This is a genomic window from Testudinibacter sp. TW-1, assembly GCF_050613185.1.
In the GTDB taxonomy this organism is placed as follows: domain Bacteria; phylum Pseudomonadota; class Gammaproteobacteria; order Enterobacterales; family Pasteurellaceae; genus Chelonobacter.
This window is the reverse complement of record NZ_CP192511.1, coordinates 2,118,822-2,132,961: the sequence shown is the minus strand read 5'-3', so window position 1 is coordinate 2,132,961 and position 14,140 is coordinate 2,118,822. Positions and strand designations below refer to the sequence as shown.

Annotated in this window: 13 protein-coding genes; 1 reads left to right on the top strand and 12 read right to left on the bottom strand. The window is 45.2% G+C overall.

Annotation, left to right across the window (positions count from 1 at the left end; translation table 11 throughout):
• Positions 1-7: 7 nt before the first annotated feature.
• The 10 genes from fdx to ACQ31U_RS10135 form a co-directional block, all read right to left on the bottom strand.
• A complete protein-coding gene (fdx, locus tag ACQ31U_RS10180) occupies positions 8-346 on the bottom strand; it encodes an ISC system 2Fe-2S type ferredoxin (RefSeq protein WP_431051725.1) in 339 nt (112 codons plus the stop codon).
• A 24-nt stretch (positions 347-370) separates the two neighbouring features.
• Complete coding sequence (hscA, locus tag ACQ31U_RS10175; RefSeq protein ID WP_431051723.1) at positions 371-2,227, bottom strand: Fe-S protein assembly chaperone HscA; 1,857 nt, start codon at positions 2,225-2,227, stop codon at positions 371-373.
• Between the two features lie 114 nt (positions 2,228-2,341).
• Positions 2,342-2,857 (bottom strand): Fe-S protein assembly co-chaperone HscB, encoded by a 516-nt coding sequence (gene hscB / locus ACQ31U_RS10170; RefSeq protein WP_431051721.1) that lies wholly within the window; start codon positions 2,855-2,857, stop codon positions 2,342-2,344.
• A 37-nt stretch (positions 2,858-2,894) separates the two neighbouring features.
• Positions 2,895-3,218: an iron-sulfur cluster assembly protein IscA gene (iscA, locus tag ACQ31U_RS10165; protein ID WP_431051719.1), complete on the bottom strand. Its 324-nt coding sequence runs from the start codon at positions 3,216-3,218 to the stop codon at positions 2,895-2,897.
• A 72-nt stretch (positions 3,219-3,290) separates the two neighbouring features.
• On the bottom strand, positions 3,291-3,674 hold the full coding sequence (gene iscU, locus ACQ31U_RS10160; protein WP_034613831.1) for a Fe-S cluster assembly scaffold IscU: 384 nt from the start codon (positions 3,672-3,674) through the stop codon (positions 3,291-3,293).
• A 21-nt stretch (positions 3,675-3,695) separates the two neighbouring features.
• Complete coding sequence (locus ACQ31U_RS10155) at positions 3,696-4,910, bottom strand: IscS subfamily cysteine desulfurase (protein WP_431051717.1); 1,215 nt, start codon at positions 4,908-4,910, stop codon at positions 3,696-3,698.
• 38 nt (positions 4,911-4,948) lie between these two features.
• A complete protein-coding gene (gene iscR, locus ACQ31U_RS10150) occupies positions 4,949-5,428 on the bottom strand; it encodes a Fe-S cluster assembly transcriptional regulator IscR (protein WP_431051715.1) in 480 nt (159 codons plus the stop codon).
• Between the two features lie 135 nt (positions 5,429-5,563).
• Entirely contained in the window at positions 5,564-6,304 is a 741-nt protein-coding gene (gene trmJ / locus ACQ31U_RS10145) for a tRNA (cytosine(32)/uridine(32)-2'-O)-methyltransferase TrmJ (RefSeq protein WP_431051713.1), read from the bottom strand.
• 1 nt (position 6,305) lies between these two features.
• Positions 6,306-6,599, bottom strand: a complete 294-nt coding sequence (locus tag ACQ31U_RS10140) for a type II toxin-antitoxin system RelE/ParE family toxin (protein ID WP_431051711.1) — start codon at positions 6,597-6,599, stop codon at positions 6,306-6,308.
• Positions 6,599-6,880 carry a hypothetical protein gene (locus ACQ31U_RS10135; protein WP_431051709.1) on the bottom strand — a complete coding sequence of 94 codons (282 nt, stop codon included), beginning with the start codon at positions 6,878-6,880 and terminating at the stop codon, positions 6,599-6,601. The genes ACQ31U_RS10140 and ACQ31U_RS10135 overlap by 1 nt, the downstream gene beginning before the upstream one ends.
• A gap of 181 nt (positions 6,881-7,061) precedes the next feature.
• Here ACQ31U_RS10135 and suhB point away from each other — a divergent pair, with 181 nt between their 5' ends.
• Entirely contained in the window at positions 7,062-7,865 is an 804-nt protein-coding gene (gene suhB, locus ACQ31U_RS10130; RefSeq protein ID WP_431051707.1) for an inositol-1-monophosphatase, read from the top strand.
• Positions 7,866-8,002: 137 nt separating this feature from the next.
• Here suhB and ACQ31U_RS10125 read toward each other — a convergent pair whose 3' ends face one another.
• Together ACQ31U_RS10125 and ACQ31U_RS10120 are read right to left on the bottom strand one after the other, a co-directional pair.
• Positions 8,003-12,430: a S6 family peptidase gene (locus tag ACQ31U_RS10125; RefSeq protein ID WP_431051705.1), complete on the bottom strand. Its 4,428-nt coding sequence runs from the start codon at positions 12,428-12,430 to the stop codon at positions 8,003-8,005.
• Between the two features lie 321 nt (positions 12,431-12,751).
• On the bottom strand, positions 12,752-14,038 hold the full coding sequence (locus ACQ31U_RS10120) for a citrate synthase (RefSeq protein ID WP_431051703.1): 1,287 nt from the start codon (positions 14,036-14,038) through the stop codon (positions 12,752-12,754).
• Positions 14,039-14,140 lie beyond the last annotated feature (102 nt).

The following is a 14,140-nucleotide window of genomic DNA, read 5'->3' as shown; positions in this document are numbered from 1 at the left end:
TGCTTGACTAATGATCTTCGCGGGCGTGGTTGATGGTGTAACGTGGAATGTCGATCACCAGATCTTCGTCGCCCACCACCGCTTGGCAGCTTAAACGGCTTTCCATTTCCAAGCCCCAAGCTTTATCCAACATATCTTCTTCCAAATCGCTGCTTTCATTGAGGGAGTCGAAACCTTCGCGCACCACCACATGGCAAGTGGTGCAGGCACAGGATTTTTCGCAGGCGTGATCGATTTCGATACCGGCGTTCAGCGCCGCATCTAAAATACTTTCGCCTTTGGCGGCGTCAACCACCATGCCTTCCGGGCAATAGGTTTCATTCGGGAGAAAAATTAACTTTGGCATATCTAAATCCTTGTAAATTCGTTTTTAACTGTTTTCAATTTCGCTGATACTGTGCCCTTGCAGCACGCTGCGCACCGATTTATCCATACGGCGCGCGGCAAATTCGCGGGTGACCACATCAAGTTGTTTAATTCCGTGTTTAATCGCGTCGCTGTCTGTGCCGCTGATTAAGGCGCGCAACTGCTCGATTTGCGCGGTGATTGCGCCCAATTCTTGCGTATTTAATAATTCGCGATCTAATTTTAATGCCTCTTCTACGCCTTCAATCACCCGTTTGGCTTCCACTTGCTGTTCCGCCAAACGGCGCGCCTGCATATCCTGTTCCGCATTTTCAATCGAAGCGTGGATCATATTGCGAATTTCATCATCACTTAAACCGTAAGACGGTTTCACCTGAATCGAGGCTTGCACTTTGGTCGATTTTTCCATTGCCGTGACGCTGAGCAAACCGTCGGCATCGACTTGATAGGTCACGCGAATATGCGCCGCCCCGGCGACCATCGGCGGAATGCCGCGCAGGGTGAAACGGGCAAGTGAGCGGCAGTCCGCCACCATTTCGCGTTCGCCCTGCACAATATGCACTGTCATCGCGGTTTGTCCGTCTTTGAAGGTGGTAAACTCTTGCGCACGCGCCGCCGGAATAGTAGTGTTGCGTGGAATGATTTTTTCCACCAACCCGCCCATGGTTTCAATCCCTAAGGATAACGGCGTCACATCGAGCAATAACATATCGGTATCGGCTTTATTGCCGACCAAAATATCCGCTTGAATCGCTGCGCCTAACGCCACCACTTTATCCGGGTCGATCGAGGTCAACGGCGTTTTACCGAAAAATTCGCCCACTTGTTCGCGGATTAACGGTACTCGGGTCGAACCGCCGACCATCACCACCTGCAACACCTCTTCCGGGCTGACTTGTGCGTCTTTCAACACGCGGCGGCACGCCATTAATGAACGTTTCACCAACGGTTGAATTAACTGATCAAACTGCGCACGGTTGATTTCGCCCTGCCAATCTTTGAACTGCACTGGCACCGCACTTTCCACGCTTAATTGTACTTTAGTCGCAATGGCGGTTTCCAATAGCTGACGGCGTTCAATGCTATTGGCGGCAGCAATGCCCGATTGTTGTTCGATCCAGCCCGCCAGCAGATGATCGAAATCATCGCCGCCAAGTGCGGTGTCGCCACCGGTGGCGAGCACTTCGAACACGCCTTTGGACAGACGCAAAATCGAAATATCAAAGGTGCCGCCGCCCAAATCATAGACCGCAATCACGCCCTCTTGTCCGGAATCCAAACCGTAGGCAATCGCCGCCGCAGTCGGTTCGTTTAGCAAACGCAACACTTGCAGTCCGGCCAAACGCGCCGCGTCTTTGGTCGATTGGCGTTGTGCGTCGTCAAAATACGCCGGCACGGTAATCACCGCGCCCGACAGTTCGCCGCCCAAACGGGCTTCCGCCAAATGATTGAGTTTTCTAAGAATATCGGCGGAAATTTGCACCGGACTGAAATTGCCCTGTGCGGTTTCGATGAGCGGTAAGCCGTTTTCGCTTGCTTGAAAGCGATAAGGCAAATTGGGATAACGCTGCCGCACATCGGCTAAACTGCGTCCAATCAGGCGTTTAACCGAAATCACGGTTTGCTGCGGTTCACTGACCGCTCTTGCCAAGGCGGCACAACCGACCAGCGGCGTGCTGAGCGCATAATTGACGACCGAAGGAATCAGGGCATTGCCGTCCACATCGGCTAAAATTTCACTGCTGCCGTTACGCACGGTTGCCAACAGCGAATTGGTCGTGCCCAGATCAATCCCCACCGCCAAACGGTGTTGGTGCGGCGCGGCGCTTTGCCCGGGTTCGGCAATTTGAAGTAATGCCATGTTAGGTTTCCGTTTTATCTGAATAGAGTAAAAAGTAAAAAGCCAATAAGCGAAGTGCGGTTTTATGCGGCATGCATTCGCTTATCAGCATTGCAAACAGCGGCTAGTATAACATTAGCCGTATAAGCGATCTTCGATTTGTTCCACTTCCAGCAGCAGTTTTTCAATAAATTTTAAGCGGTCAATCTGCTGCTTCAGCTCTGCCCATGCGGCATGTTGAATGGCGTTTTCAATCGCCTGTAATTGTTGTCGGCGCAGGGTTTCGCTTTTGTCGCGCAAGGCGGCAATTTCCGCTTCATCGCAACCACAAGCGGCGGCTTCCAAATCCTCACGCAACAGCAATTGTTGTAGCAAAAATTCGTTGTCTTTCACCGTTTCTTCCGGATTCAGCGGCTGTGTCCAATTCAGTTGTAAAATCGCTTCGGCACGGCGAATCGGGTTTTTCAGGATTTGATACGCCCCGTTAATCTGCGCCGCCTGCTGCACCGCTGCAAGCTGTTGCGCAGCGGATTCGGTGGCAAAATTATCGGGGTGGTACTGTTTTTGCAAGTCGAGATAGCGTTGCGATAAAAGTGCGGTATCCAGCTGAAAACCGACTGCGATACCAAAAAGTTCAAACGGGTTTTGCATTGTTTATCCTATTGATTTTGCTGAGTCTGACCGCACTTTACACGGTAAAGCTTTCGCCGCAACCACATTCGTCTTTTTTATTCGGATTATCAAATTTAAAGCCTTCGTTTAAGCCTTCTTTGACAAAATCCAACTCGGTCCCGTCCAGATAAACCAAACTTTTGCTGTCGATAATCACATTAATGCCATGCTGCTCGAAGACTTGATCGTCTTCGTTCATCTCATCAACGAACTCCAATACATACGCAAGTCCGGAACAACCTGAGGTTTTCACGCCTAAACGCAACCCTAAGCCTTTACCGCGGTTTTCAAGAAAAGTACGCACGCGATTTGCCGCGCTTTCGGTTAAACTGACACCCATGGTGAATCCTTAATATACAACTGTAACAAATAGAGAAAATCCCTGTTGCACGCAGTCCAACAGGGTTAAACATTATTTATTGTTTTTCGCTTTATAATCGGCAATCGCCGCTTTGATTGCATCTTCCGCTAAAATTGAACAGTGAACTTTCACCGGCGGCAATTCCAACTCTTCGGCAATTTGGCTGTTTTTGATCGAACCGGCTTCATCTAACGATTTGCCTTTCACCCATTCGGTAATCAGCGAGCTGGAGGCAATCGCCGAGCCGCAGCCGTAGGTTTTGAAACGCGCGTCTTCGATAATACCGTTGTCATCCACTTTGATTTGCAACTGCATTACGTCGCCGCATGCCGGTGCGCCCACCATGCCGCTGCCGACATTTTGTTCTTTTTTATCGAATGCCCCCACGTTACGCGGGTTCTCATAATGATCGATTACTTTTTCGCTATATGCCATTTTATTTCTCCTGTTAACCGATTAGTGGGCAGTCCACTGCACTGTGTTCAAATCAATCCCTTCTTTAAACATATCCCATAACGGGGACAGTTCACGCAGTTTGCTTACTGCTTTTTTCACTAATTCGATAGTGTAATCCACTTCTTCTTCGGTGGTGTAACGCCCGATTGAGAAACGGATTGAGCTGTGCGCCAATTCATCGTTCAAGCCCAACGCACGCAAGACATACGACGGCTCAAGGCTGGCCGAGGTACAAGCCGAACCGGAAGAGACCGCAATATCGCTCAATGCCATCATTAACGATTCCCCTTCAACATAGTTGAAGCTGATGTTCAGATTGCCGGCAACACGCTGTTCCAATGAACCGTTTACATGCACTTCTTCAATGTCTTTCAAGCCGTTGTATAAACGATCGCGCAGGGCTTTAATCCGTGGGATTTCGCTCGCCATTTCTTCTTTGCAGATACGATAGGCTTCGCCCATACCAACGATTTGGTGCACCGGCAATGTGCCCGAGCGCATGCCGCGCTCGTGTCCGCCGCCGTGAATCATGGCTTCAATCCGAACGCGTGGTTTACGCCGCACATATAAACCGCCGATTCCTTTTGGTCCGTATAATTTATGACCGGAGAATGACATCAAATCCACGTTTAATTTGCTGAGATCAATCTCCACTTTGCCGACGCTTTGGGTTGCGTCAGTATGGAAAAGCACTTTTTTCGCCCGGCACAATTCACCGATTTTCTCGATATCTTGGATCACGCCGATTTCGTTATTCACATGCATAATCGACACTAAAATAGTGTCATCGCGCATTGCCGCTTCCAATTTCGCCAAATCAATCAAACCGTCGGCTTCCGGCTCGAGATAGGTCACTTCAAAGCCTTCGCGTTCTAACTGGCGGCAAGTGTCTAACACCGCTTTATGTTCGGTTTTGCAAGTGATGATATGTTTGCCTTTGGTTTGGTAAAAATGCGCCGCCCCTTTGATCGCCAAGTTATCGGACTCGGTCGCGCCGGAAGTGAACACGATCTCTCTGGAATCCGCCCCGATTAAATCGGCAATTTGGTTACGCGCAATATCAACCGCTTCTTCCGCTTGCCAGCCGAAACGGTGCGAACGCGACGCCGGATTACCAAAAATGCCGTCATAGGTCATAAATTCCATCATTTTTTTCGCAACGCGTTCGTCCACCGGACAAGTCGCTGCATAATCCAAATAAATTGGTAATTTCATTTTCACTCCTGAAAAATTAACACTATCAAACGCACCGATTAAGTGCGGTTGACCACTTGAAAAGATAGTTGCTGATCCAAATGCTTTTTCAACGCACTGCGCTGAGTCTGTTTATTAACTAAATCGGCAATGGTAATCCCGTTCAGAAACTCCTCGATCTCTTCGCTTAACTGCTCCCACAGCGAATGGGTCAAACAGGTCGTTCCGCCCTGACAATTGCCTTTGCCTTTGCATTTGGTTGCCGAGATATTTTCATTCACCGCCGCAATAATCATACCGATTGCAATTTTTTCAATCGGCATGCCTAACAGATAACCACCGCCGGGACCACGCACACTTTTCACCAAGCCGAAACGGCGCAATTTGGCAAATAACTGCTCTAAATAAGATAATGAGATTTGCTGACGTTCGGAAATATCGGCTAATGTAATCGGCATCTCGATTTCGCCACGCTGCGAATTGAGCGCAATATCCAGCATGGCTGTCACGGCGTAACGCCCTTTTGATGTCAATTTCATATCTGCTCCTCAACGATAATTTGATGAGGTGATTTTTTCATACCAGACTATTTTAGTCAACTTTAAACCTGACTATTTTTGTATGTTTTTGTCTATCACAGCAACAAGCACCGCATAATTCGCCTGACTCTGCTTTTAACCGCACTTTTTCCTTAACGTGCTGAGCATACCCTGCAAGATATTCAATTCGTTTTTGCGCAGCTCGGCACGGGCATACAGACTGCGCAATTTCGACATCACGCCGTTATTTTGGATAAAGCCCAAGGTACGATACAGTTGTTCGGTTTGCTTGAAAAAGTATTCCAACTCTTGTTGGCTTGGTTTCTCATTAACCGAGAGTGAAAGTGCGGTTGGTGTGGGATTGGCTGGCTGTGCCAACATCGCCATGCGCACTTCGTAGCTGACCAATTGCACCGCCATCGCCAAGTTGAGTGAGGAGTAATCCGGATTTGCCGGAATGTTGAGATGAAAACCGCACTTGAGTAGTTCGTCATTGCTTAAACCGACCCGTTCGCGCCCAAACACAATCGCCACCTTGCCGCCGTTTGCCGCCATTAACACCGCCTGCTCACCGCAGGCACGCGGTTCAATCAACGGAATCGACACATGCCGACTGCGCGCACTGGTGCCAATCACCAAGGAACAATCCGCCACCGCCTGATCAAAAGTGTCGACCACGGTCGCACTTTCCACAATATCATTCGCCCCGGCGGATAAGGCGATTGCCTGTTCATCGGGCAAGGTTTTCGGCGCAACCAAATACAGCGACGACAAGCCCATGGTTTTCATCGCCCGCGCCGCCGAACCGATATTACCGGTGTGGGAGGTTTCGATCAGCACGATACGAATATTGTTTAAATAGGTTTGAGTTGTCATATCAATAGTTACTTGTTAATTTGCATGCGCTATGTAGCACGCTTAAAATAATCAGGCTTTCCTGTTCGACGGCATAAATCAGAATAAATGGAAAGTGCGGTACGATTAACTTCCGATAACAACTGGAAGTCTCTTTCACTTTCTTGCCTAATTGCGGATTTTGCTGTAATAATGCTGCCATTTCTTCAAATTTCGCATCGATTTGATCGGCTAATGCTAAACCGGCGTGTTCAAAAAAATAGCGGAAAATTTGCTCTCGATCGTGTTGCGCCTGTGCTTCCCAAAATAACTTCACTACGCTGCTCCGATTAATTGGCGGCGTAATTGCTGCATTTTTTGTTGGCTTGCCGCTTGGTCGAATAATTGCGTTTGTTTGCTTTCGTAACGCTGAATCGCTTCGTTGATTTGCGCTTCTAACCAATGCGCATGGCTGTTCGCCTGATATGCTTGCTCTTCCGCCGCCAATTCTTCCGCTCTTTCGCGCATTAATTTGGTCAAATCAGTCTGTTGCCGTTTTGCCGCCTGCATAGCCAACCGTTTGGTTTGCGCATCAATTCGAAAATGAATGGTTTCCATTATTTCACCTCGCTAATAAATGGTGTCATTTGTGTTGTCAATCATACCTGAATATCACGAATGAGACAAAAACAAATTTACCTCGCAATTTCGGCGACAATTCTTTATAATTCGCGCAGTTTTGTGTGTTATAACAAAATCACTCCTTTTATTTATTTGTTCTTTAAAATCCGGTGGAATTATGAATCCAATGTTAAATATTGCTATTCGTGCAGCACGAAAAGCAGGCAATGTGATTGCCAAAGCTTACGAACGCCCTGAAAGCGTGGAAGTGAGCAACAAACGCAGTAATGATTATGTAACCAATGTCGATAAAGCGGCGGAAGCGGCAATTATCGAGGTGATCAAAAAATCCTATCCTGATCACACGATTATCACCGAAGAAAGCGGTGCGATTGAAGGCGAAAACAAAAACGTACAATGGATTATCGATCCGCTGGATGGCACGACCAATTTTATCAAAACCCTACCGCACTTTGCCGTTTCGATTGCGATTCGTGAAAACGGGCGCACCGAAGTGGGCGTAGTCTATGACCCAATCCGTAACGAACTGTTCACCGCGGTGCGTGGCGAAGGCGCCAAACTGAATGAAACCCGTCTGCGTGTGGAAAACCGCCGTGATTTAGCCGGTGCGGTGCTGGCTACCGGCTTCCCGTTTAAAGCGAAACAACATATGCCGGTACAGTTGAACATTATCGGCTCACTGATTGAGGACGCCGCCGATTTCCGTCGTACCGGCTCTGCCGCATTGGATCTGGCATATGTTGCCGCCAACCGTGTGGACGGTTATTTTGAAATCGGTTTAAAACCGTGGGATTGCGCCGCCGGTGATTTGATCGTACGTGAAGCCGGTGGGATTGTGACCGATTTTGCCGGTGGTCATCAGTATTTGATTTCAGGCAATCTCGTTGCGGCGGCGCCGCGTGTGGCTAAAGAGATTTTAACCAAAATCCAACCGCACTTGACCGACAGTTTGAAAGGCTAACAAATAAAAATAACGGGAATATTGCCCTGCCCAAAAACTTGGATTATTTAATCGAAGGATTGAATCCGATATTGCGGACGCAATCCTTTTCATTTTAATGGCAGAAGATCAAATCTGATCTTCTGCACATGCACAACTTACCAAGTAAACCGCACGCCAATATTCATCAAACTGTGATTAAACCCTTTGGATTGCAACGCAATTTTGGTATCTTGGGTCAGATACAGGTTATTCATCAACTGATATTGCAAGCCTAAATCAAGATTCAATTTGAGTTTGCCCAAACCGCGCGTATATTCCCGATCAATATCAACATAGCTCACTTTCAGCTTGCCCAAATCGTAGCTTGCGCCAATGCCGCTGCGGATTTGCCATTTATCCCATTGATAATCCAATCCGATTCCGGCTTCCGCCGTGAATGGCGCACTGTCTTTCACCCGCACCTTGTCGCCGTTGCTGTCGGTGAATGTGCCTAAACCCAAATTATTATAGGACAACGCTACATATTCGCGCAGGCTGATATTGCCAAATGTTTGACGATAACGCACGCCGCCTTTGGCAAAAACGCCTGTCGAATTAAAGCTGTTGTTTATGCTACGGTTATTTGCCTGCAATCCTTTATCGGCATCAATATTGGTTTTAAAACGGGCTTTTGCCACACCCAATGCGCCATAGAATTTAAAATCACCGATCTCATAACCGGCATGCGCAATCGCAGAAACCAATTTGGTTTTGGAGCTTAACCGCACTTTATCCGATGAAGTGGTGGTATTCAAATCTGCCATTCGCGCTTGTAGCCCGAATTCGCTCTCCCTCTGCCGTTTCACCGCATTAAACACCACGCCGTTGCCGCGCACTTTGCTGTTAAAATTATGCAGATGACGGTAATTATCATTTTCAGCGTAGTTTTCATACTGTACGCTGAAACCTTCTTTCACCGTATTTAAATTGATATTCAACACATTGCGCGCACTGCCGATCAAGGTCAGATATTCACCGACTTCAGGGGCGGTTTTGGCGGTTAAGCTGATTGTTGTAGGCTTTATCAATGTCGCCGGATCTAAAGTCGGTTTAGCTTCTGCGGTTGTGGATTGAATTTCATGCTCTTTCAGGCTATCCGGGTCAAGTGCCTCCGCATTAATATTATTCTCTTCCGAATTTACTACAAATTCAGTTAATGTTACGGGATCTAATGTTGGTTTTACTTCTGTTTCCATAGTTGAACCGACAGTAACCTCTTTTAACGTATCAATATCAAATTCGGTTTTTGCTTCGCTATCCGTGGTTGATCCGACAATAACCTCTTTTAACGTATCAATATCAAATTCGGTTTTTACTTCGGTATCCGTGGTTGATCCGACAATAACCTCTTTTAACGTATCAATATCAAATTCGGTTTTTGCTTCGGTATCCGTGGTTGAAACCGACTCCCACATTTTTGCAGGCTCAATCAAAGTAAGTGGCACATAAGTGGTTGAATCAATTTTCGTCTCGATCACTGGAGCGGGTGTAACAATTTTCTCTTTTTCCATTAAATACGTGTTTGAGCGATCAAATGTAAAATCGAATTCCAAGCCGTTTTTTGCGGTTCTGACCGCACTTTCAAATTGCAAACTCCCGGTTTTATAATCTACAAAGACCAACTTATTGACTGGATTAGCTAATTTCGCCGTTACGGTATCGCTAAGTGTAAAGATCGGTGTCACAACTCCGCTCGCCGAGCCGTCAATTGTTAATTTATTATTAAGTTCATAACTGCCATTTTCTGATTTTGTTTTAATATCATCGATCGTACCAAAATCAATTTTGCCACTATTGCTTGAACTAAAATCACCTGCCACGGTTAAAGGTTGAAATAACCCCAGTGCACCACCGTTTAAAATTAAATTGGTATCTAATATACGCTGTTTAAAATTAAATGTAGTTGCGCCGTTGGCAAGGGTAATTGTTGGAAAATAACTGTTTTCTAGCGTACCGCGTTGAATATCTGCATTAATAATTACATTACGTTTTGTTACGTTATCTAATCCCGATAATGTCAAATGGCTGCCATTTTCGAGATTTAACCGCACTTTATCGGTTAATTGTGTCGCACCATTCATAAAGTTAAATGTTGCTTCCTTTTTATTATTTAAAGTGAAGTTATCCCCATTAGATTTTAATGTAAGATTTAACTTATCTGTATTTTCGATTAAAAGTGCGGTTTTCGCTGATATTTTGGTGGTGAGATTGGTCGGTTTGGTATTTTTCCAAACCGCACTTCCTTCACCTTGGGTAATAATATCCGCCGCACCGCTCATGCTGCCTTCAAAGGTAGCAGTGAAATCTTTTGGCATATTAAATTTCACTTGGTTATTTGAGCCGGTGAACGTTAAATTAGCCTGCACTTTAGGATTGTGGAATGTCGGATCAGAGAATTTATCGCCTTTTATCGCGTCTTGAGTCGGATCGTGGCGTTTGCTGTCTGAATCAGAAATTTCAATATTAAATTTGTTATTGCCACTAAATTTCACTTCTTCAGCGATAAGAGTCGAGGCGCGTCCCACGCCAAGCGTTGCCCCGCTGCCCACGGTAATATTTTTTGCTTGGAACGTATGCGGTCGCCATTCTCTGCGATTATAATCCGCAAGCGTAGTCCCTATTTTAATTCCATTTCTCACCATTGTTGAATAAATCAATCGATCGGCATTCAGGCTGAATGTACCGTTTTCAATTTTAACATCACCGTCAATTTTACTATCACCGCGCAATATCCAAACAGTATCTTTATTATTTGGCTTAAATGTCAGATCTAAATTGCCATTAAACTGCCCTAAGTAATTAACTGATTCAGTCGGTTTAAAGGTAAATACGGATTTTTTCGCTTTATTGTCATTTTTAATATTGGCGCCACGATCCATGTGGTAAATATTTTCAAACTCAGCATTATAGCCATTTAAATCTAACGCACCGCCCCGCACGCCAAAATAGATTTTATCTGTATTGAACTGTCCGTCTTTCAGTAATTTAACCGTCGGTTTTCCTGTTGCAAGCATAATTTTTTCCGCCGCAATACCACCGTCGGTATTCAGTTCTAATGTTCCGTCACCGATTGCAACACTGCCTTTTCCGGCTGATTTTCCAGATAAACGTAGCGTGCCTGCTCCTACTTTGCGCCAATCTGTACCTTGCACCAATGTCAGCTCTGCGGTAACGGTTTTTCCTGCGCCAACCGACATACCGCTTAAATCAAATTTTCCCGCTCCGGTAATTTTCGCATCGGTTTCAAAATAAATTGGAATACTGCCAATATCTGTATCACCATTAATGTTTAATTCGATACTGCCACCGGAGGAATTGGTTAAATATAAATCTTTGCTTTCTTTATCAAGCGTTCGATCTCCGCCATAATAACGCGTTGTATATAATTTAAATGTGTTTCCATCTGATACTTTAAAATATGCCGCTTTATTAACGCCTTCTCGTGCAGTGGTGATAGTAATTGTATTTCCCTCACCCACTTCTTTTTTATAATTCATTTCCGTTAAAAGTGCCTGCATTCTCGGCAAAGATTCCATAATACCCTCTTTGCCATAACCGGAGGCACGCCCTAGCGCGCCACGTCCCGCACGCGAATTGACGCCCAATAACCACCATTTTTTATTTTCTTTATCCCACCAAAAAACCGGTGAGCCACTGTCACCGCCTCGGCTGGTCGAATCTAACGCATTTTTGGCTTCTGGCCATAGTTGATAAGAAAGGTGGTTACTTTGCAGATTGTATTTCGCTTCAGGTCTGATTTCTTTTACTTGCGCTAATCCGCCGTGTACATAAGTATAGGTATTATAAATAGGATTACCGGTTTGTTCATAAGGGCGAATTGCTTGTGAAAATGCTCCTGCACCATTTCGCGCTAATAAATCATTGACATTGATCCCGCTAAACTCTTTCAGTTCATAAGGCTCAACATCAAACATTAATTTTTTCGTGCGGATATAACTGGCATCATAACCACCGGAAAGATTTTTCATATTGACAACTTGATTATAATCTTGGGCATACCCATAATCGTAATTTTTTTTATTAACTTCCTCATCTGAAAAAATAAATGCCAGATAATTCTTTTCCTTTTGATCATCGTCGTCATTTTCTGTAATACTATTTTTAAATAGCGATATATCCGTGCGATAAAAACGCTTGCCATAACTTTCATTGCTGTACATATCTACCATGTGTGCCGCTGTTACCACAATATTATGGCTGACCGGAGTGGCATACCCTTTATCCGAAACCGAATAAAAATTCGGCATTAATGGAATGCTGTCTTTACCGTCACCTTCAATATTCCCGGTGCTCAATGTGCCGTCTTTTTTATACACTTTTACATCGGTTGCTCCGGCTTCATATTTCCCGGCATTATTGCCGAACTTAATATATTCACGGTAATCAATATCATGCCGCACTACAGAAGCGTAAGCATTTGTTAAATAGATTGGTGTTATTAAAAACAGTAACTTAGGTGAAAATCCCCTTGCTTTGCTGTAGAAATTGAGTTTAAAACGTTTAGATGAGTGATTATTTCTCATAGTTATAGATACCTTGACTTGAATGGGTAATATTTACAAAAAACATAAATTCCATGCATTATAACAATAACAATAACAATAACAATAGCAATGGCGATTGTTTCAAAAATAAGGGAAAAAGAAATGATTTATCTATTTAAATTAAATATCAAATGGCGTGACTAGGAAGGGAGAAAAACAAAGCTATTTTATAGCCTGCTAAATAATAAATGCGTAAATAAAAGAGGATTTAATTTTATACTTAAATTGGCGTGAGTTTGCTTGAAAATGGTTTGAAAAAACCGCACTTTGGTTAAAGTGCGGTTTGCTCAGTGATGAGAATTAGATTTTATCCATTTTGCCAAAATCGCGCGTCGGGTGTCCGACATACAATTGACGCGGACGCACGATTTTGATTGCCCCTTGGTTATACATCTCTTTCCAATGGGCGATCCAACCGACGGTTCTTGCCAACGCAAACATCACGGTGAACATCGACACCGGAATGCCGATGGCTTTTAAGATAATACCGGAATAAAAATCTACATTCGGATACAGTTTGTGATCGACAAAATACGGATCGCTCAATGCAATGCGTTCCAATTCCATCGCCACATCCAACAACGGATTTTGCACGTTCAATTCTTTCAGCACTTCATGGCAAGTTTGGCGCATCACTTTGGCTCGCGGATCGTAATTTTTATATACCCGATGTCCGAAGCCCATCAAGCGGAACGGATCGTTTTTATCTTTGGCTTTTTCGATATATTCCGGAATACGATCGACGCTGCCGATTTCTTCCAACATATTGATACAGGCTTCGTTGGCACCACCGTGTGCCGGCCCCCAAAGAGAGGCAATCCCTGCGGCAATACAAGCAAATGGGTTCGCACCGGAAGAAGCGGCGGTACGTACCGTGGAAGTCGAGGCGTTTTGCTCGTGATCGGCGTGCAGGATAAAGATTTTATCCATCGCTTTTTCTAACACCGGATTAACCACATATGGCTCACACGGGGTGGCAAACATCATATACAGGAAGTTGCCGGAGAAGGACAAATGGCGTTGCGGGTACATAAACGGCTGCCCGATGGAATATTTGTAACACATCGCCGCCAACGTCGGCATTTTCGCCAATAAACGGTAAGCGGTCAGTTCGCGGTGATAGATATTATTCACGTCGGTGGAGTCATGATAGAACGCTGCCAATGCGCCGCTGACCCCGCACATAATCGCCATCGGATGTGAATCTCGGCGGAAACCATGGAAGAAGCGGGAAATCTGCTCATGTACCAAGGTGTGTTTTTTCACCCGAGCCTCAAATGCCTTATATTGCTCAAGATTCGGTCTTTCGCCAAATAACAGCAGATACGACACTTCCAAATAATCGGCATTTTCCGCCAATTGCTCAATCGGATAACCACGGTGCAATAAAACGCCTTCATCACCGTCAATATAGGTGATCGCAGACTGACAAGAGGCGGTTGACATAAAGCCGGGGTCAAAGGTAAATAAATGATTTTTCACCAATGATTGTACATCCACCGAATCATAACCCAGCACTGCACGATGTACATCCAGCTCAAGCTCGCGACCGTCGCTGATTGATAATGTTGCTTTTAATTCTGACATGACCACTCCCTACGTTTGTTAGATTTTTGTTAAAATAAATTCGATTTACCGTTGAAATAATAATGCGATTACTCCTTTATTAGCATAAATAAAAGGGCTGTG